19 protein-coding genes are annotated in these 21,411 nt (G+C 71.5%); 8 read left to right on the top strand and 11 right to left on the bottom strand.

The window, feature by feature from the left end; genetic code table 11:
- Positions 1–8 precede the first annotated feature (8 nt).
- From ACHFIV_RS09210 to ACHFIV_RS09200, 3 genes are all read left to right on the top strand, one after another.
- Positions 9–848 carry a TIM barrel protein gene (locus ACHFIV_RS09210; RefSeq protein WP_398965434.1) on the top strand — a complete coding sequence of 280 codons (840 nt, stop codon included), beginning with the start codon at positions 9–11 and terminating at the stop codon, positions 846–848.
- A gap of 42 nt (positions 849–890) precedes the next feature.
- On the top strand, positions 891–1,784 hold the full coding sequence (locus tag ACHFIV_RS09205) for a 2-hydroxy-3-oxopropionate reductase (protein ID WP_398965432.1): 894 nt from the start codon (positions 891–893) through the stop codon (positions 1,782–1,784).
- A 184-nt stretch (positions 1,785–1,968) separates the two neighbouring features.
- Entirely contained in the window at positions 1,969–3,426 is a 1,458-nt protein-coding gene (locus ACHFIV_RS09200; protein ID WP_398965431.1) for a catalase, read from the top strand.
- Between the two features lie 392 nt (positions 3,427–3,818).
- On the opposite strand, the gene ACHFIV_RS09195 is transcribed toward ACHFIV_RS09200, so the two are convergent.
- Positions 3,819–4,268: a DUF6083 domain-containing protein gene (locus tag ACHFIV_RS09195; RefSeq protein ID WP_398965429.1), complete on the bottom strand. Its 450-nt coding sequence runs from the start codon at positions 4,266–4,268 to the stop codon at positions 3,819–3,821.
- Between the two features lie 269 nt (positions 4,269–4,537).
- Positions 4,538–6,322 (bottom strand): glyoxylate carboligase, encoded by a 1,785-nt coding sequence (gcl, locus tag ACHFIV_RS09190; protein WP_398965428.1) that lies wholly within the window; start codon positions 6,320–6,322, stop codon positions 4,538–4,540.
- A gap of 257 nt (positions 6,323–6,579) precedes the next feature.
- Between gcl and ACHFIV_RS09185 the strand changes: the two genes are divergently transcribed.
- A complete protein-coding gene (locus ACHFIV_RS09185; RefSeq protein WP_398965426.1) occupies positions 6,580–7,305 on the top strand; it encodes a hypothetical protein in 726 nt (241 codons plus the stop codon).
- Between the two features lie 93 nt (positions 7,306–7,398).
- Positions 7,399–7,620 (top strand): hypothetical protein, encoded by a 222-nt coding sequence (locus ACHFIV_RS09180; protein WP_398965424.1) that lies wholly within the window; start codon positions 7,399–7,401, stop codon positions 7,618–7,620.
- Positions 7,621–7,641: 21 nt separating this feature from the next.
- Here ACHFIV_RS09180 and ACHFIV_RS09175 read toward each other — a convergent pair whose 3' ends face one another.
- A complete protein-coding gene (locus tag ACHFIV_RS09175; protein WP_398965422.1) occupies positions 7,642–9,249 on the bottom strand; it encodes an AMP-binding protein in 1,608 nt (535 codons plus the stop codon).
- On the bottom strand, positions 9,246–10,922 hold the full coding sequence (locus tag ACHFIV_RS09170) for an AMP-binding protein (protein WP_398965420.1): 1,677 nt from the start codon (positions 10,920–10,922) through the stop codon (positions 9,246–9,248). The genes ACHFIV_RS09175 and ACHFIV_RS09170 overlap by 4 nt, the downstream gene beginning before the upstream one ends.
- An 80-nt stretch (positions 10,923–11,002) precedes the next feature.
- On the opposite strand from ACHFIV_RS09170, the gene ACHFIV_RS09165 reads away from it, so the two are divergent.
- Complete coding sequence (locus tag ACHFIV_RS09165) at positions 11,003–11,872, top strand: response regulator transcription factor (RefSeq protein ID WP_398965419.1); 870 nt, start codon at positions 11,003–11,005, stop codon at positions 11,870–11,872.
- A gap of 31 nt (positions 11,873–11,903) precedes the next feature.
- Here ACHFIV_RS09165 and ACHFIV_RS09160 read toward each other — a convergent pair whose 3' ends face one another.
- The gene (locus ACHFIV_RS09160; RefSeq protein WP_398965417.1) at positions 11,904–13,022 is read right to left on the bottom strand and encodes a winged helix DNA-binding domain-containing protein; all 1,119 of its coding nucleotides are present in this window, start codon (positions 13,020–13,022) and stop codon (positions 11,904–11,906) included.
- Between the two features lie 104 nt (positions 13,023–13,126).
- Here ACHFIV_RS09160 and ACHFIV_RS09155 point away from each other — a divergent pair, with 104 nt between their 5' ends.
- A complete protein-coding gene (locus ACHFIV_RS09155; protein ID WP_398965415.1) occupies positions 13,127–13,993 on the top strand; it encodes a DMT family transporter in 867 nt (288 codons plus the stop codon).
- An 8-nt stretch (positions 13,994–14,001) separates the two neighbouring features.
- Here the strand turns inward: ACHFIV_RS09155 and ACHFIV_RS09150 are convergent, their stop codons facing one another.
- Together ACHFIV_RS09150 and ACHFIV_RS09145 are read right to left on the bottom strand one after the other, a co-directional pair.
- Positions 14,002–15,033: a glutathione S-transferase family protein gene (locus ACHFIV_RS09150; protein WP_398965413.1), complete on the bottom strand. Its 1,032-nt coding sequence runs from the start codon at positions 15,031–15,033 to the stop codon at positions 14,002–14,004.
- Positions 15,030–16,532 (bottom strand): MFS transporter, encoded by a 1,503-nt coding sequence (locus ACHFIV_RS09145; RefSeq protein ID WP_398965412.1) that lies wholly within the window; start codon positions 16,530–16,532, stop codon positions 15,030–15,032. The genes ACHFIV_RS09150 and ACHFIV_RS09145 overlap by 4 nt, the downstream gene beginning before the upstream one ends.
- A 117-nt stretch (positions 16,533–16,649) precedes the next feature.
- Here ACHFIV_RS09145 and ACHFIV_RS09140 point away from each other — a divergent pair, with 117 nt between their 5' ends.
- Complete coding sequence (locus tag ACHFIV_RS09140) at positions 16,650–17,054, top strand: VOC family protein (protein ID WP_398965410.1); 405 nt, start codon at positions 16,650–16,652, stop codon at positions 17,052–17,054.
- 274 nt (positions 17,055–17,328) lie between these two features.
- Here ACHFIV_RS09140 and ACHFIV_RS09135 read toward each other — a convergent pair whose 3' ends face one another.
- Genes ACHFIV_RS09135 through ACHFIV_RS09120 form a run of 4 tightly spaced genes read right to left on the bottom strand, consistent with a single transcriptional unit; the run spans position 17,329 to position 21,408 of the window.
- On the bottom strand, positions 17,329–18,708 hold the full coding sequence (locus ACHFIV_RS09135; RefSeq protein WP_398965408.1) for an LLM class flavin-dependent oxidoreductase: 1,380 nt from the start codon (positions 18,706–18,708) through the stop codon (positions 17,329–17,331).
- Positions 18,709–18,740: 32 nt separating this feature from the next.
- Entirely contained in the window at positions 18,741–19,487 is a 747-nt protein-coding gene (locus tag ACHFIV_RS09130; RefSeq protein ID WP_398965406.1) for an ABC transporter ATP-binding protein, read from the bottom strand.
- Positions 19,463–20,347: an ABC transporter permease gene (locus tag ACHFIV_RS09125; RefSeq protein WP_398965404.1), complete on the bottom strand. Its 885-nt coding sequence runs from the start codon at positions 20,345–20,347 to the stop codon at positions 19,463–19,465. The genes ACHFIV_RS09130 and ACHFIV_RS09125 overlap by 25 nt, the downstream gene beginning before the upstream one ends.
- Positions 20,344–21,408, bottom strand: coding sequence for an ABC transporter substrate-binding protein (locus ACHFIV_RS09120; RefSeq protein WP_398965403.1), 1,065 nt, complete (start codon positions 21,406–21,408; stop codon positions 20,344–20,346). Before ACHFIV_RS09120 ends, ACHFIV_RS09125 begins: the two co-directional genes overlap by 4 nt.
- Positions 21,409–21,411 lie beyond the last annotated feature (3 nt).

Below are 21,411 nucleotides of genomic sequence, written 5' to 3'. Positions count from 1 at the left end.
AGCGCATGATGGGTTTCTCGGACCAGCGCTTCGATGTGAACCTTTCGATCCTCTTCACCGAACTCCCGCTCCTGGAGCGCCCCGCGGCGGCCGCCGCCGCGGGCTTCACCGCGGTCGAGCTCTGGTGGCCCTGGATCGAGACCCCCACCCCGGCGCAGGCCGAGCTCGACGCCCTGAAGAAGGCGCTCGACGACGCGGGCACCCAGCTGGTGGGGCTGAACTTCTACGCCGGCCGGCTGCCCGGCCCCGACCGCGGGGCGCTCTCGCTGCCCGGCGAGGAGTCGGACCGCTTCCGTGCCAACATCGACGTGGCGGCGGACTTCGCGGCCTCGGTCGGCTGCAAGGCGCTCAACGCGCTCTACGGCAACCGCGTCGAGGGCGTGGAACCGGCCGCGCAGGACGAACTCGCCCTGGAGAACCTGGTCCTGGCCGCACGCGCGGCCCACCGGATCGGTGCCACCCTCCTCATCGAGACCCTCAACGGCGCGGAGTCACCGCTCTACCCCCTGGTCAGCGCACCGGCGGGCGTCGAGGTGGCCGACCGGGTCAACGAGGCGACGGGCCTGGGCAACGCAACGTTCCTGCTCGACCTCTACCACCTGTCGATGAACGGCGAGGACCTCAGCCAGGTGATCAAGGCGTACGCCTCGAGGACCGGCCACGTCCAGATCGCCGACAACCCGGGGCGCGGCGCGCCCGGCACCGGCTCGCTCCCGCTGGAGCGCCTCCTCGACGAGCTGGCCGAGGCCGGTTACGACGGCTGGGTCGGCCTGGAGTACAAGCCGGGCGACCGGCCGAGCGCCGAGGCGTTCGCCTGGCTCCCCGCCGAGCACCGGCCGGCCCGCTGAGGGCCCCGCCCCACGTACACACGCTTACCGGAAGGCACCCTCATGAGCAGCAACCTCCCCAAGGTCGCCTGGATCGGTCTCGGCATCATGGGCTCGCCCATGTCCGAGAACCTGGTCAAGGCCGGGTACCAGGTGACCGGCTACACCCTGGAGCAGGACAAGATCGACCGGCTCGTCGCGGCGGGCGGCCACGGCGCCGCCTCGATCGCCGACGCGGTGCGCGACGCGGACGTCGTCATCACCATGGTCCCGGCGTCCCCGCAGGTCGAGGCCATCGCCTACGGCCCCGACGGCATCCTGGAGAACGCCAGGCAGGGCGCCCTGCTGATCGACATGTCCTCGATCACGCCGCAGACCTCCGTGGACCTGGCATCGCGCGCGAAGGACAAGGGCATCCGCGTGCTGGACGCCCCCGTCTCCGGCGGTGAGGCCGGCGCGATCGAGGCCGTCCTGTCCATCATGGTGGGCGGCGAGCAGCCCGACTTCGACGCCGCGAAGCCGCTGCTCGACGCGCTGGGCAAGACGATCGTGCTGTGCGGGCCCCACGGCTCCGGCCAGACGGTGAAGGCGGCCAACCAGCTGATCGTCGCGGTCAACATCCAGGCCTGCGCCGAAGCCGTCGTCTTCCTCGAGAAGTCCGGGGTCGACCTCGCCGCCGCGCTCGACGTGCTCAACGGCGGACTCGCCGGCTCGACGGTCCTGACCCGCAAGAAGGACAACTTCCTTAAGCGGGACTTCGCTCCGGGCTTCCGGATCGACCTGCACCACAAGGACATGGGCATCGTCACGGACGCCGCCCGGAACGTCGGCGCGGCGCTGCCCGTCGGCGGGGTCGTGGCCCAGCTCGTGGCCTCCCTGCGCGCGCAGGGGGACGGCGGCCTCGACCACTCGGCCCTGCTGCGCTCCGTCGAGCGGCTCTCCGGCTCCCAGGTCTGACACCCCCGGCCCTCCCCTGGGCCCCCCGAACTCCGGGTCGCGGTGGCGCTGACACCTGTCCTGTCGCGCCCAGGCGTCGCCGCGGCCCGGAATCTCCTCCTCCAATTTCAACAAACTGTTGACGCGTCGATCCCGGCGAATCTACTCTCCTGAAGCCGTCAGCAGCCCCGTACGGAAGGCCTCCATGTCCCAGCGTGTGCTCACGACCGAGTCAGGCGCCCCGGTCGCCGACAACCAGAACTCCGCCACGGCCGGTGCCGGCGGGCCGATCCTCATCCAGGACCAGCACCTGCTCGAGAAGCTCGCCCGCTTCAACCGTGAGCGCATCCCGGAGCGCGTCGTCCACGCCCGCGGCTCCGGCGCGTACGGCTACTTCGAGGTGACCGACGACGTCACCGGCTACACCCGCGCCGACTTCCTCTCCGAAGTGGGCCGCCGCACCGAGACGTTCATCCGCTTCTCCACGGTCGCCGACTCGCTGGGCGGCGCGGACGCCGTCCGCGACCCCCGCGGCTTCGCCCTCAAGTTCTACACGAATGAGGGCAACTACGACCTCGTCGGCAACAACACCCCGGTGTTCTTCATCAAGGACCCGATCAAGTTCCCCGACTTCATCCACTCGCAGAAGCGCGACCCGTTCACGGGCCGTCAGGAGCCGGACAACGTCTGGGACTTCTGGGCGAACTCCCCCGAGGCGACCCATCAGATCACCTGGCTCATGGGCGACCGGGGCATCCCCGCCTCGTACCGCCACATGAACGGCTTCGGCTCGCACACGTACCAGTGGACGAACGCGGAGGGCGAGGCCTTCTTCGTCAAGTACCACTTCAAGACGAACCAGGGTGTGCGCTCGCTCTCCGCGGAGCAGGCCGCCGAACAGGTCGGCAAGGACGCCAACTCGCACCAGACCGACCTGCTCCAGGCCATCGAGCGGGGAGTCAACCCGTCCTGGACGCTGTACGTGCAGCTCATGCCGGCGGCGGAGGCGGCGGACTACCGCTTCAACCCGTTCGACGTCACGAAGGTCTGGCCGCACGCCGACTACCCGCTGCGGCGGGTAGGCCGCCTGGTGCTGGACCGCAACCCGGACAACGTCTTCGCCGAGGTGGAGCAGGCGGCGTTCTCGCCGAACAACTTCGTGCCCGGCATCGGCCCGTCCCCGGACAAGATGCTGCAGGGCCGGCTGTTCGCGTACGCCGACGCCCAGCGCTACCGGCTGGGCATCAACCACACCCAGCTCCCCGTCAACGCCCCCAGGACGGCGACCGTCGACAACTACGGCCGGGACGGGCTGCACGCGACGCGGTACGGATCGCGCCAGGACAAGAACTACGAGCCGAACTCGTACGCGGGCCCCGCCCAGACCGGCTCGGCACTGGCGGCGCCGCTGCCCGTGCACGGCTGGACGGGCACGCACGAGGCGCCCGCCCACACGAAGGACGACGACTTCTTCCAGGCGGGCGAGCTCTACCGGCTGATGTCGGCGGACGAGAAGGACCGCCTGGTCGCCAACATCGCCGGAGGCCTCTCGCAGGTCACCCGCGACGACGTGATCGAGAAGAACCTCGCCCACTTCCACGCCGCCGACGCCGACTACGGCAAGCGCGTGGAGGAGGCCGTCCGCGCACTGCGCGAGGACTGAGCCTCCCTCCCAGGGCCCTGCCCGTGCCGCGCACCCGGATGAGGGGTGCAGCGCGGCACCGGCAGGACGGGACCGCGGCGGCGGACGACGCCAGTGCGGTGGCGAAGGGCCCGGCGGCCCGGCTCCAGACCTGAAGGAACCGGCCCGCCGCAGGCCCGCAGCCCGCCGTCGCGGTCGCTGTGAACAGATCGCAGGGGTGCGGTGCACGCGTGGGGCGTGCACCGCACCCCTGCCTTTCCGTGCCATGCCGTCGGAGTTCCCCTCACCGCCCCCTGTTCCCCTGCCCCCGTCGGGACGTCCGACGAGCACGTGGCCCCGGCGGACACGCGCCGTCGCGCCGGAGCGGAACCGCCAGCCGGGACACCGGGCCGGCCCGGGACGCCGCGCCCCGCTCACCCCGTGTCCGGCAGACCCTCCTCCGGCAGGTCGAACAGACGCTGCGAGCGCTGCCTGTTGCGCTGCCGGCGAGCCGTGCCCCACGGCCAGTGGTCCTCGGGTTCGAGCCAGGGGCAGACGACCCGGTGCGGGACGCGGCACTCGGCGCCGGGGAGCGGCTCCGCGTCCCACAGGTTCAGGGCGGTCCCGGCCGAGGTGATGATCCACCGCCGTCGCGGCGGAACGGTGTGCGCCGGGACGAGGACGCGGGGTTCGAGGAGGATCCAGTGTCCCGCGTACTCCGTGGCGTACCGGTCCTGTGGAAGGTCGCAGAACGGACAGTCGGGCGGGGCGGGCGGCCGGGGGGCGGTGGCCCCTTCGAGCAGCGCGAGGAAGTCGCCGGTGAGGCGGCCGGAGTGGTCGTCGGGCGGGTCCGGGCAGGGTACGGCGCTCTCGGTGTCCCCCATGGGACAAGGATCCGGGGCAGGCAGCAGGTGCGGGTAGGGTGCGATCCGGCCGCGACCAGCGGTGCGGAACCGCACCCACGGGCGTGCGGACGCCACATGAGACGCACCGGGGCGCGGGCGGCTCTCACCGCGTGGCCGGCCGGCGTCCCACGGGCCGCTTCCGTGACCGTGGCGACCGGACCCGGGCGCCACCCGGCCGTGGCGTCGCGCCCGGACACGACGGCGGCCTCCACGACCGCACAGGTCGTGGAGGCCGCCGTCGACCGGGGTCAGGACACCGTCAGCGCGCGGATCGCGGTGGGTGCGTGGCCGGGCTCGGACGCCACGTCCTCGAACTCGTTGACCGACGCGATGTCGGTCCCGCTCATCGAGATGTTCGTGACCCGCTCCAGGATCGCCTCGACGACGACGGGGACCCGGTGCTCGGCCGCGAGCTTCTTCGCCTCCTCGAAGGCCGGCAGGAGCTGGTCCGGCTCCGTGACCCGGATCGCCTTGCAGCCCAGCCCCTCGACGACCTTGACGTGGTCCACGCCGTAGACGCCCAGTTCCGGGGAGTTGAGGTTCTCGAACTCCAGGTTGACCTGGAAGTCGATGTCGAAGTTGCGCTGGGCCTGGCGGATGAGCCCCAGGTAGGAGTTGTTCACCAGCACGTGGACGTACGGGATGCGGTGCTGCGCGCCGACGGCGAGCTCCTCCAGCATGAACTGGAAGTCGTAGTCGCCGGAGAGGGCGACGACGGACCCGTCCGGGTCGGCCGTCGCGACACCGAGCGCGGCGGGGATCGTCCAGCCCAGCGGCCCGGCCTGGCCGCAGTTGATCCAGTGGCGCGGCCGGTAGACGTGCAGCATCTGCGCGCCGGCGATCTGGGAGAGGCCGATGGTGCTGACGTACCGGGTCTCGGGGCCGAACGCCCGGTTCATCTCCTCGTACACCCGCTGCGGCTTCAGCGGCACGTTGTCGAAGTGGGTGCGGCGCTGCAGCGTGGCCCGGCGTTCCTGTGTGGACGCGGCCCAGACCGTACGGTCCCGCAGCCCGCCCGCCGCCTTGAGCTCGCGCGCCACCTCGACGAAGAGCTCGAGGGCGGCCTTCGCGTCGGACGCGATCCCGAGGTCCGGGGCGAAGATCTTACCCAGCTGGGTGGGCTCGATGTCGACGTGGACGAAGGTACGGCCCTCGGTGTAGACGTCCAGCTTGCCGGTGTGGCGGTTGGCCCAGCGGTTGCCGATGCCGAGGACGAAGTCGGACTCCAGGAAGTTCGCGTTGCCGTAGCGGTGCGAGGTCTGCAGGCCGACCATGCCCGCGTTCAGCTCGTGGTCGTCGGGGAGGATGCCCCAGCCCATCAGGGTCGGGACGACCGGGACCCCGGTGAGCTCGGCGAACTCCACGAGGAGGGCGGAGGCGTCGGCGTTGATGATGCCGCCGCCCGCGACGAGCAGCGGCCGCTCGGAGGCGTTGAGCATCTCCACGGCCCGCTCGATCTGCCTGCGGCTCGCGGCGGGCTTGTGGACGGGCAGCGGCTCGTAGAGCTCGGGGTCGAACTCGATCTCGGTGAGCTGGACGTCGATCGGCAGATCGATGAGGACCGGTCCGGGCCGGCCGGTGCGCATGAGGTGGAAGGCCTGCTGGAAGACGCCCGGGACCTGGGCCGCCTCCAGGACGGTGGTCGCGGCCTTGGTGACCGGCGCGGCGATCGACGCGATGTCGACGGCCTGGAAGTCCTCCTTGTGGAGGACCGCCGTGGGCGCCTGGCCCGTGATGCAGAGGATCGGGATCGAGTCGGCGATGGCCGAGTAGAGGCCGGTGATCATGTCCGTGCCGGCGGGACCGGACGTACCGATGCAGACACCGATGTTCCCGGCCGCGGCACGGGTGTACCCCTCCGCCATGTGGGAGGCGCCCTCGACATGGCGGGCGAGGGTGTGGTGCACCCCTCCGGAGGCCTTGAGGGCCGCGTAGAACGGGTTGATCGCCGCGCCCGGCACGCCGAACGCGTTGCTGACGCCTTCGCGCTTGAGGATCTCAACTGCCGCTCGGGCAGCGGTCATACGAGGCATGAGTGCTCCTGCTCGGACCTGGTGGAGTCGGGCTCTGTCGCGCCACCTGAGAGCGCCAATTCCGCATTATGGAAACTTAGTTCTGCTATACGGAATCAACTTAGGGCGGCCCGGGACAGCCGTCAAGGGAGCGCGGGGGAAACGGCGGAGACCGACGGGCCGAAGTGTGCGAATTCCTCCCCGGGGCGTCGCTCCTCGTGGACGATGGGGACACGGAACGCAGTCGCCGCCGTGGGGGCGGGAGAAGGGGGCAGCACGTGGAGTCCGTACCGGTGCGCTGCCCGGCCTGCCGCAGGGATCACGCGTACGTCACGCCGGTCTACCCCTGCCCGTGCGGCTCCCCGACCGCGCCGCCGCTGATGCGCGGCGCACCGGCCGTGCTCATCACGCACCGCACCTGGAACGACGACTGGGTGAGCGTGCGGTGCCATTCCTGCGGGCGCCGCGACCAGTGGCCGCACCCCGAACTCTGCTGCCCCTGCGGCGCGGTGCTGCGGATCCCGGTGCGCCCGGTCGCCACGCGGGGCGCCACGGCACCGCCTCCCGCCCCGGCCGCGCCCGGGCCGTCCCACATACCGCTGCCGCGCACCGCGGCGCGTCCGCGTCCGTCGTTCCGGCCCCTGGTGATACGCACGGCCCGCGACGCGGTGAGCACGGCGGCGCTGTACATGAGATGGCTCGGCTTCCGCGACGTCATCCAGCCCGAGGCGCGGCCCGGTGCCCGGATCGATCTGCGAGCCGCCGGCGTCGTCGCCCAGGTCGACGCGACCACGCGGCCGACCGCCGTGCGGGATGTCGAGTGCCTTTGGCTGAACGCCCTCAACGCCTCGGCGAGAGGCGTGCTGTTCTCCCTGGCCGGCTACACCGACGAGGCCCGCTCACGCGCGGACGGCCTCGTCGTCCCGCTGTTCGTCCTGGACCTCACGGGAACACCGCAACCGGTGAACGGCCCCGCCGACGAACTGATCAGCGCGGGCCCCTGAACACCCGGCCCCGGGCACATGATTTCGGTCACCTGTGCCCTGCCAGGCGCATATGTTCGAGCTGTTGTCAGTATGAGGACGTAGAGTGAAGGCATGGTCTTAACTCCTCGGCATCCCACTCACTCCTCCCCCGTTTTCCTGACCCAGCCCGCCCACCCGTCGGCTGTCGAGGCCAACGAGGCGATCCGCGCACTCGTCGACTCGCGCGCCGGCCAGGACTGGACTTCGGTGGAAGCCGCGGAGTACGAAGTGCTGCTCGTCGAATGGGCCGCGGCGACCCAGGGCATAGGCTCCGGCGTCATCGAGGCCGCCTGATCCGGCGGCCGCCGGCGCGGGCTACGCCCCGTAGCCCTCTCGCAGTTCGACCTTCCGCACCTTACCGCTGACCGTCATCGGGAACGCCTCCAGAATGCGCAGCGCACGCGGAATCTTGTAGTGCGCCAGTTGCTCACGGCAGTGCGCCACGACCTCGTCGAGCGTCGGCGGATCGGCCGGGTCGCGGGGAATGACGCAGGCCAGGATCTCCTCGCCGTACCTGTCGTCGGGCACCCCGACCACCTGGACGTCCGCGATCTTCGGGTGACCGTGGAGGAACTCCTCGATCTCACGCGGGTAGACGTTCTCCCCGCCACGGATGATCATGTCCTTGATCCGGCCGACGATCCGGACGTATCCGTCCGCCCGCATCACCGCGAGGTCCCCCGTGTGCATCCAGCGGCCCGCGTCGACGACTTCGGCGGTCCGCTCCGGCTGGTCCCAGTAACCGAGCATCACGCTGTATCCGCGCGTGCACAGTTCGCCGGCCTCACCCCGCGGCCGGATCACGCCCGTCACCGGGTCGACGATCTTCACCTCGATGTGCGGCATCACCCGGCCGACCGTGCCCGTGCGGCGCTCCAGGTCGTCGTCCCGGCGGGTCTGGGTGGAGACCGGCGAGGTCTCCGTCATGCCGTAGCAGATGGACACCTCGTCCATGTGCATCTCCGCGACGACCCTCTTCATCACCTCGACCGGACAGGGCGATCCGGCCATGATCCCGGTGCGCAGTGACGAGAGGTCGTACGAGTCGAAACCGGGGAGGTCGAGTTCCGCGATGAACATCGTGGGGACGCCGTAGAGCGAGGTGCAGCGCTCCTGCTGGACGGCGGCCAGCACGGCCGCCGGTTCGAAGGCCGGCGCGGGAATCACGATGCAGGCGCCGTGCGAGGTGATGCCGAGGTTCCCCATGACCATGCCGAAACAGTGGTAGAAGGGCACGGGCAGGCATACCCGGTCCTGCTCGGTGTAGGCCACCATCTCCCCGACGAAATAGCCGTTGTTGAGGATGCTGTGGTGGGTGAGCGTGGCCCCCTTGGGAAACCCCGTGGTCCCGGAGGTGTATTGGATGTTGATGGGGTCGTCGCACGAGAGTTCCGCTTCCCGGGCAGCCAGCCGGTCCGGTGTCACGGCCGCCGCCGCGGCGTTCAGCTCGTCCCAGGACGGATCGCCGATGTAGTGGACGGACCGCAGCGCGGGGCAGGCGGCGCGGACCTGTCCGACGAGTGCGCGGTAGTCGCTGGTGCGGTGGGTGAGCGAGGCGACCAGGACCGAGACCCCGGCCTGCACGAGGACGTACTCCAGCTCGTGCGCCCGGTAGGCCGGATTGATGGTGACCATGACGGCGCCGACACGGGCCGTGGCGTACTGGACGAGTACCCATTCCGGGCAGTTGACCGCCCAGATGCCGACCCTGTCGCCCTTGGCCACCCCGGAAGCCATCAGCCCGCGGGCCAGCGTCTCGACGGCGGCGCCGAATTCGGTGTACGTCCATCGGCGGCCGGACGCCACGTCGACCAGGGCCTCCCGCTCCCCGAACGCCTCGATCGCCCGGTCCAGATTGCGTCCGACGGTGTCGCCGAGCAGTGCCGTGGTGCCCGTGCCGTGCGCGTAGGAGAGCTCGCTCACCGGAAGTCCCCCTCGTCGAACTCGGTGCCCGTGCCCTGCGCCGTGCGCTCGCGCAGCTCGATCCTGCGGATCTTGCCCGAGACGGTCTTGGGCAGGTCGGCGAACTCCAGCCGCCTGACGCGCTTGTACGGGGCGAGCACCGCGCGGGAGTGCTCGAAGAGCGCCCTGGCCGTGCCGGGACCGGGCTCCCATCCCTCGGCGAGCACCACGTACGCCTTCGGGACGGAGAGCCGTACCGGGTCCGGGGCCGGCACGACCGCGGCCTCGGCGACGGCCTCGTGCTCCAGCAGGGCGCTCTCCAGCTCGAAGGGCGAGATCTTGTAGTCGGACGCCTTGAACACGTCGTCGGCCCGGCCCACGTACGTGATGTAGCCGTCCTCGTCCCGCGCTCCGATGTCACCCGTGCGGTAGTAACCGCCCGCCATGGCCTCGGCCGTGCGCTCGGGGTCCCCGTGGTATCCCGTCATGAGGCCGACGGGCGCTCCGGACAGGTCGAGTGCGATCTCTCCCTCCTCCGCACCCGGCGCACCGGTGACGGGGTCCAGCAGCTCGACCCTGAATCCGGGGCTGGGCCGCCCCATCGACCCCGCCTTCAGCGGCTGTCCCGGTGTGTTGGCCACCTGCACGGCGGTCTCCGTCTGGCCGAAGCCGTCGCGGATCGTGACCCCCCAGGCGCGCCTGACGCTCTCGATGACCTCGGGGTTGAGCGGTTCGCCCGCCGCGACGACCTCGCGTGGCGGCGTCTTCAGCTGTGCGAGGTCGGCCTGGATGAGCATCCGCCAGACCGTAGGCGGGGCGCAGAAGCTGGTGACCGCCGAGCGGTCCATCTCCGCCATCAGCCGGGTCGCGTCGAACCGGGTGTAGTTGAAGATGAAGACGGTGGCCTCGGCGCTCCACGGTGCGAAGAGGTTCGACCAGGCGTGCTTCGCCCAGCCGGGTGAGGAGATGTTCAGATGGACGTCGCCGGGCTTCAGCCCGATCCAGTACATCGTCGCCAAGTGGCCCACCGGGTACGAGACATGGGTGTGCTCGACCAGTTTGGGACTCGCTGTGGTACCCGAGGTGAAGTAGAGCATCAGGGGTTCATGGGCGTCCGTCCTGCGGTCCGGGGTGAAGGTCTCGGGCGCCTCGTCGGCACCGCCGTAGGAGAGCCAGCCCTCCACGTCGGCGCCGACGGCGATCCGGGTGTAGTCGCCGGGTACCTCGTCGAACTTCGCGGTGTCCGCCGACCGCGCCAGGACGTGGCGGACCCTGCCGCGCTCGACCCGGTCCCGCAGGTCGGCCGGCCCCAGCAGGGGGGTGGCCGGGATGACGACGGCTCGCAGCTTCATCGCGGCCAGCGCCGTCTCCCACAGCTCGGCCTGGTTGCCGAGCATGACGAGGATGCGGTCCCCCTCGGCCACGCCCTGCCCCCGGAGCCAGTTCGCCGCCCGGTTGGAGCGGGCCGCCATCCGGGCGAAGGACACCTCGGTGCGCCCGCCGTCCTCCTCCACGATGTGCAGGGCGGTGCGGTCGTTGTTCTCGGCGATCACGTCGAACCAGTCGAGCGCCCAGTTGAAGTAGTCGGGCCGGGGCCAGCTGAAGCCCTCGTACGCCGTGGTGTAGTCCTCACGGTGCTCGATCAGGAAGTCCCGGGCAGCCCGGAACGTCTCCGTCGCACTCGTTGCCGGCATGTGCCCTCCTCGTCGCGGACCCGTCCTCTAACATCATGTGAACAGTGACCCGGATCTCACCACCCCCGGACGGGGGTGGAATGGCAGGGCGGAGAGTCATCGGCGTGCGGGAACCGGGCGAGGCGACCGAACTGCGGGCGGCCCTGCTGAGGCTGCGCCGGACGAGCGGGTTGCCGGTGGTCTTCGGGGGGCTGCTGTCCGACGCCCGCCACGCCCGGATCGCCGAGCTGAGCGGGGCACAGACCCCCGCGCTGCGCGGGCTCGTCATCTCGGCGGGGAGTGGACTGGGCGGCAAGGCGATCGCCCTGTCCCGGCCGTGCGCGGTCACGGACTACCCCTCGGCACGCCACATCAGCCACGAGTACGACATGGCTGTCGCCGCGGAGGGCCTGCGCTCGGTCCTCGCGGTGCCCGTCGTGGTACGCCGGGAGGTGCGCGGCGTGGTGTACGGGGCGTTGCGCGAGCCGCTCACCCTGGGCGACCGCACGTTCGACGCGGCGGCTTCCGCGGCGCGGGACGTGGAGCAGGCGCTGGCCGTCCGCGACGAGGTGCGGCGGCTCCTGGCGGCCACCCGGGAACAGCTGACCGAGCCCGACGCGGGCCCCGGCACCTGGGAGGACGTCCGCGAGGCGCATCGCGAGCTGCGTGCGCTGGCACCCAGGATCGTGGACCCGGCGCTGCGCGGGGAGCTGCTCGCCGTGTGCGGGCGGCTGGCGTCCGCCGCGGGCGGGGACCGGCACCGGGTGTCCGGGCGGGTGCGGCTCGCGCCGCGCGAGGTGGATGTGATCGCCTGTGTGGCGTCGGGTGCCACGAACGCCGCGGCGGCCGGACGCCTGGGGCTGCGCCCGGAGACGGTGAAGAGCTATCTGCGGTCCGCGATGCGGAAGCTGGGGGCGCACACCCGGCTGGAGGCGGTGGTGGCCGCGCGCCGCGCGGGTCTGCTTCCGTGAGCCCGGCCGGGCGGGGCGCCCGGTCCCCGGATCAGTCCCCGAAGTCGACGAAGGTGGCGAACCGGACGTCGTGCGCGGGCGCCGGGGACATCACCGTCAGCATCTCCACGGCCTCCCGCGTGATCTCCTCGCGTGTGGCGGGGCCGAGCTCGCCGAGGGCCTGCACCGTGACGGTCGCCATGTCCCTGGTCTCGTCGAGGCGCCACAGCGCGGCCAGGAAGCCGTCGGCGAGGACCGTCCCGTAGGACTGGTTGCCCACGCCGTTGCGTCCCTTGTACGCGGGCGGGATCACCCGGCGCCGGTCGGCGTGGCCGAGCAGGATGTTGTCGAACTCGGGGAGGAAGCGCGGCGGGGCGGGGATGTCGGGGTCGGGGCGGGGGGCCTCGGGCAGGTCGAAGAGCTCGACACCGCTGTCGTCGCGGAAGGTGAGGAGCGTGTGCCGCAGGCGCTCGAAGACCTCGCGCATCCGGGTGAGCCCCGCCCACGTCTGCATGTCCTTGACCGAGGCGGGTCCGAAGGCGCCGAGGTAGCGCAGTACCGTCGCGTCGGGTGAGGCCGCCGGCCGCGGCGGGGTGTCCAGCCAGTGCTCGGCGGTCGTCAGGGAGACCTGCCCGCTGCGCCCCCACAGACCGCGCGGGGTGACCTGGACCAGCGGCAGGCGGCAGCGGGCGGCGACCGCCAGCGCGCGGGGGTCGGCGTCCGGCCAGTGCGGGAGGAGTTCCTCCCGCAGCTCCTTCATGGTGCGGGGCCGTTCCTCGACGAGCTCCCTGGCGCGCGAGGCCAGCCGGTCGAGGTCCACCCCCACGAGCCCGCTCCGGAACATGTTCAGCTCCCGGTCGCGCGCCGGCTGGACCAGGGGGCGCAGTGTGAGGGCGTCCTCGGCGGTGTGGGTGTGGATGGTGGAGCGCAGGGAGACGATCCTGACGACCTCGCGGGACTCCATCAGGGCGGAGAGCGCGGCCGGGTCGAAGTCCTCCAGGCGTGAGAAGAGCTGGAAGTACGGTGGCCTGGTGTTCTGTGCCTGCAGGCCGACCAGGCGGCTGATGGCGTCCCTCACCGGCACGGAGGTACGGCGGAGCAGCAACTGGCGCTCCATGGTCGCCCTGTTGAGTGCGCGGGTGGAGAGCACGGGAGCGTTCCTGTCGGCCATGGTCGGCAGGGTACGCGGGTCCCGTGCCACCGGTCCGGCGAAGGCGACACTCGCACGGTCGGCGGCAGCGCGGACGGGAGGGCGCCGGCCCGCATGATGGTGCGGTGATCAGCGTCCTGTTCGCCGTCCTGACCGCTTTCAGCAACGGCACCGCCTCGGTGCTGCAGCGCCGTGCCGCCCTCAAGGTGCCCGACAGTGAGGCGATGCGCCTGTCGCTGTTCGGGCACCTGATGCGGCAGAGGGTGTGGCTCGCCGGGATCGCCCTCGTGATCGTCGCCGCCGTGTGCCAGGCGATCGCGCTGGCGACGGGCCCGATCGCCGTGGTCCAGCCGATCTTCGTGATCGAGCTGCCGGCGACTCTGGTCGTCGCCGGGTTCGTGATGCGGGTCGGGGTGTCGCGTCAGGTCTGGCTGGGGGTGGCCGCGGTGACGCTGGGTCTGGCTCTGGGGATGGCTGCCGCCGCGCCGGTCGGCGGCAGTGACGACGTCCAGGGGGCGGCCTGGATCCCGGCCCTGGCGGCGACCGGGATCTTCGAGGCCGTGCTGATCGCGGTGGCCCTCGGCACCTCGGGCGACGCGCGGGCCGCGCTGCTTGGACTGGCGGCGGCGTGCGGGTACGCGCTGACCGCCGCGCTGATGAAGGACGCCATGTCGCGGCTGGACGCCGGCGGCGTGGCCGGCCTGCTGACGGCGTGGCAGCTGTACGCCACCGTGGTGGCCGGGGTGGGCGCGCTGTTCCTCCTGCAGAACGCGCTCCAGGCCGGCTCGCTGGTGGCGGTGCAGCCGATGCTGACGCTCGGGGACGCGCTGATCAGCGTCACCTACGGGGTGACGCTGTTCGGTGAGGAGCTGCGGTCCGGGTGGTGGCTGCTTCCCCAGCTGGCCGGCGTGGCTCTGATCGCCGCCGGCTGTGTCGTACTCGCCCGCTCCCCGCTGGCCACCGCGAACCCGGCGCCCCCGCGCGTGGAGTGAAACCGGTCTCAGGGGCGTCCCCGTGCGGGAACCTCCTCGCCGGGCGGCACGGGCCCTGGCGGCGTCCCCTCGCCGAACGGGCGGCCGCCCAGCTGCTCCCGGTGGTGCGGGGCCGTCCAGCCCGACAGGTCGGGGCCGAGCGGCACGATGCCGGTCGGGTTGATGCCGGTGTGCACCCCGTAGTAGTGGCGTTTGATGTGGTCGAAGTCCACGGTGTCACCGAAGCCGGGGGTCTGGTACAGGTCACGGGCGTACGCCCACAGCACGGGGTCCTCGGCGAGCTTGGAGCGGTTGCACTTGAAGTGCCCGTGGTACACGGGGTCGAAGCGGACCAGGGTGGTGAACAGCCGGATGTCGGCCTCGGTGATCGTGTCGCCGACCAGGTAGCGCTGCCCGGCGAGGCGTTCGGAGACGAGGTCCAGGCGGCGGAACACGTCGATGTACGCCGCCTCGTACTCGCCCTGTCCGGCGGCGAAGCCCGCCCGGTAGACGCCGTTGTTGACGTCCCGGTAGATGCCGTCCATCACCGTGTCGATCTCGTCGCGGAGCCGCTCCGGGTAGAGGTCGGGTGCGCCGGGCCGGTGCAGGCCGGTCCATTCGGTGGCCAGGTCGAGCGTGATCTGCTGGTAGTCGTTGGTGACCAGGGCCCGGGTCGGGACGTCGACGATCGCGGGCACGCTGACCCCGCCCGGGTAGTCGCGCTCCCGTGCGTCGTAGGCCTCGCTCAGGTAGCCGATGCCGAGCACCGGGTCCTTTCCGCCCTCGTCGAGGGTGAAGCGCCAGCTGCGGTCGTCCTGGACCGGGTCGGCCACGGCCAGTGAGAGGGCGCTCTCCAGCCCGAGCAGCCGACGTGAGACCAGGGCCCTGCTCGCCCAGGGGCAGGCCCGGCTGACGACCAGGCGGTAGCGCCCGGCCTCGACGGGCCAGCCGTCACGGCCGTCGGCGGTGATGCGGTCGGCGAAGTGGCTGCGGGAACGCTTGAAGGGCTTGTGCCCGTACGAGGTGTTCCCGTCCTGCTCCTGGTCCGCCGGGTCGCTCATGGTGTTCTCCTCGCCTCGGTGGGTCCGGTGGCATCCGTCTTCCGGGTACGTCTTCTTCCCCGCCTGCCCGCCGCGACATCGGCCAGTGCCACGATCAGGCCGGCGAGGACGAACGCGATGGAGACCAGGAGCCCGTGGTCGTAGGCCGCCGCCCAGTCCCCGGGTCCGAGCTGGGCGAAGAAGACCGCCCCCACGGCGGCGATCCCGATGGACGAGCCGACACGCTGGCTGGTCTGGAGGGTGCCGCCGGCACTGCCCCCGTTCTCGACCGGCACCTCGGAGAGGGTGAGGGTCTGGTTGGGGGCGATGACGAGTCCGCTGCCCAGGCCTGCCAGCAGCAGGGGCGCCGCCATGGCGAGCCCCACGCCCCTGCCCGGCACCAGGTGCGCGGCCAGCGCGGTGAGCCCGAGGCCGGCGGCCACCATGGCGAGTCCCACGACGATGAGGGGGCGCCCGAAGCGGCCGACCAGCCTGCCGCCGATGCTCGCCGACGCGCCCGCACCCAGGGCGAACGGGGTGATCGCGAGGCCGGCCTCGAGGGCGCTGTAGTGCAGCCCGGACTGCAGGTAGAGCGTGCTGATGAAGAAGATCGAGGTGAAACCCGCGAAGTACAACAGGATCATCAGACAGCCCAGCCAGAAGGACCGAAGCCGGAAGAGCGCCAGGTCCAGCACCGGCTGGACGTTCCGTCGCGCGCAGCGGGACTCCCACGCGACGAACGCGGTGAGCAGGACGGCGGCCACCGGCACGAGCAGCCACTTCCCGTTGCCCGGCCACTGCTGGGCCTGGACGAACGGCAGCAGCAGGGCGAGGACCCCCGCCCCGAGCAGCAGGACGCCGACCGGGTCCAGGTCGCGTGGGCGGACCCGGGTCGCCGTAGGAGTGTCGGGGAGCAGCCGCCTCGCCAGCAGGAGGCAGACGATCCCGATCGGCAGGTTGACGTAGAACACCCAGCGCCAGCCCTCCTGCGCCCCGGCGCCCTGGATCAGGAGGCCGCCCAGGAGCGGGCCGACGGCGGTGGAGATGCCCACCACGGTGCCGAACATGCCGAAGGCGCGGCCCCGCTCACGCCCGGAGAACATCTGCTGGATCAGTGCGGAGATCTGGGGCGAGAGCAGTCCGCCCGCCGCGCCCTGGAGGAGCCGGGCGACGACGAGCCAGAGGCTGGACTGGGCGGCGCCGCAGGCGGCGGACGCCAGGGTGAAGAGGGCCAGCCCCGCCATGAACACCGCCCGCCGTCCCCGCGCGTCGCCCAGACGTCCACCGGGGATGAGGACGAGACCGAAGGCGAGCGCGTAGCCGGACAGCACCCACTGGAGGTCGGACTCCGGGGTGTCGAGGCCCTCCTTGATGGACGGCAGGGCCACGTTGACGATGGAGACGTCCAGCAGGGTCATGAAGCCCGCCACCAGGCAGACGGCCAGTGCGCGCCATCGACGGGGGTCGGAGGGGCCGGCGCCGGGCATGCCCGTGGCCCGGTGATCCGTGCTCTCTGCCATGCTCCGCACCCTAGTTCGCGTCCGCCCGGTCCTCCTCCCGGGCACGCCGGACGGCTCCCGCCCGCCGCTCACGGGGCCGTCCGGCGTGCCCGGCCTCATCGGGGGTACCGGGAGGTCATGACTGTCGGGAAAACGAGCGTTCTTGTCCTGGACTGTGCCGAGCCGCTTGAGCTCGCGGACTTCTATGCGAACCTCCTCGACGCGGAGACACGCATCGGGAGCGATCCCGACTTCGTCGAGATCGTCGGCAACACCGGCGTGCACCTGGCCGTCCGCCGCGACCACGGCTACGCGCCACCGAGCTGGCCGCGCCCGGACGACTCACTGCAGGCGCATCTGCGCATCCTGGTCGACCCGGGAGACATGGACGAGGCCGAGCGCGAGGCGATCGGCCTCGGCGCCCGGCCTGTCGACACGGGGAACAGCAACAGCGGTCCGCGTGACGTCCGCCTGTACAACGATCCGGCCGGGCACTCGTTCTCACTGGCCGTCTATCCGGCGCGGCAGGCGGAGAACCGCTGAACGGCAGCGTTCAGGTGGAACGGCGGCGAAGCGCGGATCCGGTGAGCGACGGCGGGGTGGGACCGGCGTCGCGCGCCGAGAGGTTGGTGCCGGGCGGGACGATCTCGGCGCTCCGGTCCAGGACGTCCGTTCCGCACCGGGCCGCGGTCGTCGGCCGGTGGGCGAGGACCGCGGTCGCGTGGTGGCGGGGCAGCAGGTCCCACGCCGGGTGGTGCGGGCGGCTGCTCCCTGGACCGTCCCGTCTGCGCCCGCCGCCCCGTGCCGGGGCGGCCGGTCACCCGGCCGCCGCCGTGGCGAGGCCGATGCCGGTGTGCCCCTGAGCGGTACCGGCGGTGTCGAACAGCCGGTTGGCCGGCCTCGGCAGGCCGTAGTGCTCGCGCAGGGTGGCCCCGGTGTACCCGGTGCGGAACAGGCCCCGGTCCTGGAGGATCGGGACGACCCGGTCCACGAAGACCTCCAGCCCGGAGGGCAGTACGGCGGGCATGATGTTGAAGCCGTCGGCCGCACCGCTCTCGTACCAGTGCTCGATGGTGTCGGCGACTTGGAGGGCCGTGCCGGCGAAGGTGCGGTGCCCGCGTCCGCCGCCGAGTCTGCCGATGAGCCGGCGCACCGTCAGCTTCTCGCGCCGGGCGAGTTCCACGATCAGGGTGTAGCGGCTCTTGGCCCCTTCGATCTCGTCCTCGTCGGGAAGGCCGTCCGGCAGCTCCCGGTCGAGGTGCAGCTCGGCGGGGTCGAGCTTCAGCGTCCTCGCCAGCTGCCGCTTGGCGTACTCCGGCACGATGAGCCGGTCGAGTTCGGCGTCCAGTTCCAGTGCCTCGGCCTCGGTGTCGCCGATGACCGGGACGATGCCGGGAAGGATCTTGATGCCGTCGGGATCACGGCCCAGCGTCTCGGCGCGCTGCTTGACGTCCTTGTAGAAGGTGATGCCCTCCTCGAGGGTCTGCTGCGCGGTGAACACCGCTTCGGCGTAGCGGGCCGCGAAGTCCTTGCCGCTCTCGCTGGAACCGGCCTGCACGAGGAGCGGGTATCCCTGCGGTGACCGTTGCACGTTGAGGGGGCCGTCGACCCGGAAGAACTCACCGGTGTGGCCGATTCCGCTGACCCGGTCGGCCCGCGCGTGGATCCCGGACTCCTTGTCGACCACGACCGCGTCGTCCGCCCAGCTGTCCCAGAGCTTCGTGGACACCTCGACGAACTCGGCCGCGCGCCGGTAGCGGTCGCGGTGCAGGGGGGTGTCGTCGAGACCGAAGTTGCGGGCCGCGTCGGCGCCGGCGGTGGTGACGATGTTCCAGCCGGCCCGGCCGCCGGAGATGTGGTCCAGCGAGGCGAACCGGCGGGCGAGGTTGTACGGCTCGTTGTAGCTGGTGGACGCGGTGGCGATGAGGCCGATGTGCTCGGTGACCCCGGCGAGGGCGGTGAGCAGCACGGTGGGTTCGAGCTTGGAGGCGGGCCGCCGGCCGGGGTCGCCCATGAGGACGGGGCCGTCGGCGAGGAACAGGGAGTCCAGCAGACCGCGTTCGGCGATGCGGGCGAGGTTCTTGTAGTGCTCCAGTCCGGAGCCGGCCTCGGCGTGACTCCCGGGGAGCCGCCAGGACGCCTCGTGGTGGCCGGTGGACATCAGGAACGCGTTCAGGTGGAGCTGCTTGCGTGGCATGGGGGACTTCTCCTCGGGAGGACGCTCGGTATTCAGTGCGTGAGCTGGGGCCGGTTGACGCCCAGGGCGGTGAGCAGGACGTCGCGGTACTCCTGGAAACGCGGTTCGCGGCGGGAGCGCGGGGACGGCAGGTCGATCCTGAGGTCGACGGAGATGAGCCCGCCCTCCAGCACGAGGACCCGGTCGGCGAGCTCCACGGCCTCGTCGACGTCATGGGTGACCAGCAGCACGGCGGGGCGGTGGCGTTCGTACAGTTCGCGCAGCAGGCCGTGCATCTTGATCCGGGTCAGCGCGTCCAGCGCTCCGAAGGGCTCGTCAGCCAGGAGGAGTTCCGGGTCGCGTACCAGCGCACGGGCCAGGGCCGCGCGCTGCTGTTCACCGCCGGACAGCTCGTGGGGCCAGGAACGGTCGCGGCCCTCCAGGCCGACCTCGGCGAGTGCGGTCAGGCCTCGCTCGCGGGTCCCGGGGCCGCGCAGTCCGAGGACGACGTTGTCGAGCACCCTCAGCCAGGGCAGCAGCCGGGAGTCCTGGAAGGAGAGCGAGACCCGGTCCGGCACGGAGAGTTCACCGGCCCCCTCGACGGTGTGGTCGAGGCGGGCGACCGCCCGCAGCAGGGTGGACTTGCCGGAGCCGCTGCGTCCGAGGAGCGCGGTGAACTCCCCCCGCTCGACCGTCAGATCGAGGTTCCTGAGCACGTCCCGGTCCCCGAACCGCCGCACCAGCCCGGAGGTGCGGATCGCGGGCCCGGTGTCCGTCAGCCCGCCAGTGTGCGTCGCCATGACAGGACCTTCCTTTCGACTGCGCGTACCGCCGCGTCCGAGGCGAAGCCGAAGATCCCGTAGGCCACCAGCCCCACGATGATCACGTCGGACTGGGCGTACTGCTGGGCCTGGAACATCATGTAGCCGATCCCGCTGGTGGCGTTGATCTGCTCGACCACGATGAGGCCGAGCCAGGAGGAGGTGACACCGAGCCGCAGGCCGACGAAGAAGCCGGGCAGCGAACCGGGCACGACGACCTTGCGGATGAACGTCGCCCGGCGCAGGTCGAGTCCTTCGGCGAGCTCGACGTATCTGCTGTCGATGCCGGTCAGTGAGGCGTAGGTGTTGATGTACATGTTCACCGCGACGCCGAGGGCGATCACGGTGACCTTCATCTGCTCTCCTATGCCGAGCCAGAGGATCAGCAGCGGGAGCATGGCCAGGGAGGGGATGGCCCGCTTGATCTGGAGCGGACCGTCGAGCAGGTACTCACCGCTGCGGCTCAGCCCCGCGGCCACGGCCAGGACGACTCCGGCCGAGACGCCGAAGAACAGACCGAGTCCGGCGCGCTGGAGCGAGATCAGGACGTTGTCCTGGAGGCGGCCGGTGCTGACGAGGTCGCCCGCGGTGGCGAGCACCGTCCCGGGCGAGGACAGGATCCGCGGATCGAGGTATCCGGAGGCGGAGGCGGCCCACCACGCGAGGACGAGCAGGGCCGGGCCGGTCAGCCGCCCGAAGGGCAGTGCCCGGCCGGGTCCGAGACGCCGGCGGGTGCCCCTGGAGACGTGCGCCGGTCCTTCGCCGGTCCGCGGTCCGGCCGGCGCCGCTTCCGGGGTCCTGGTCCCGGTCGTCCGCGCTTTCGCCAACAGGTCGGTCATGACCCCTCCCGGTACTCGGCGGCCACGGCCTCGGCCGCCAGCCCTTCGAAGCGGCGGTCGAACAGTTCGGAGGCCTTCTGCTCCGGGACGAAGCCCCCCTCGGCCAGCAGGTCGGCGGTCTCCTGCTCCCAGTCGAGGGCCTCGTCCCAGCTGACCGGGAACCTCGGCTTGTGCTGGGAGTCGACGATGCGCCGGCCGTCCTCCCGCGAGACGCCCTGGTCCTTCACGTAGTACGTGTCGATCCACTCGTCCTGGTTCTCCCAGGCCCACACCTGACCGCGCGCCCACAGCGGTACGAAGCTGCGTACGGCCTTGGCCTTCTCGGGGTCGTTGAGGACCTCGTTCGGGGCCCAGAGCACCGTCAGCAGGTCGACGACCTCCGTCTTCACCCCACGGGCGCCGTCCTTGCCGTACTGGTCGAGATACTTCGTCAGGGTCGGCTCCCCCAGGGGTGCCACGTCGACCTGCTCGGACTGCAGGGCGGTCAGGAACTGGGTGCTGGGCAGGGGCACCAGTTCGACGTCGGAGTTCTTCAGCCCCGCCTCCTTGAGCGCGCGCAGGACGACGACGCCCTGGGCCTGGCCCTGGGAGAAGGCGATCCTCTTCCCCCGGAAGTCCTCGGCCTTCGAGAGGGCCGAGCCGGGGGCCGTGGCGAAGGTGTAGAGCGGGTGCCGGCGGACCTGGACGGCCACGATCTTCGCCTGTACGCCGATGGCGTGTGCCTGGATCGGCGGAATTCCGGCATTGAGAGCGAGGTCGATGGATTTCGCCCGGAAACCCTGGATGATGTCGGGCCCCGCGGAAAGGTTGGGCCATTCGGCGACGGTGAACGGCAGTTCTTCGGCCAGCCCCGCCGGTCCGAGCTGGAGTTGTGCCGACCGGGCGGCGATCTTCAGCTTCGTCCCGGGCGCCGGACTTCCGGACGGAAGCGCTCCGGCAGGTTCGGCGTCCGCGACCGATTTCACCTGGGGCGAGCATGCGGCGACGCCGATCACGGCGCCTCCCGCGAGAGCGAGAAATGACCTCCGGGCCAGGGCCCGCCTGTTGTCGTGGCGTGTCATCGT

This window comes from Streptomyces sp. ALB3, assembly GCF_044385685.1.
GTDB lineage: Bacteria > Actinomycetota > Actinomycetes > Streptomycetales > Streptomycetaceae > Streptomyces.
This window is presented reverse-complemented; position numbering and strand designations above follow the sequence as displayed.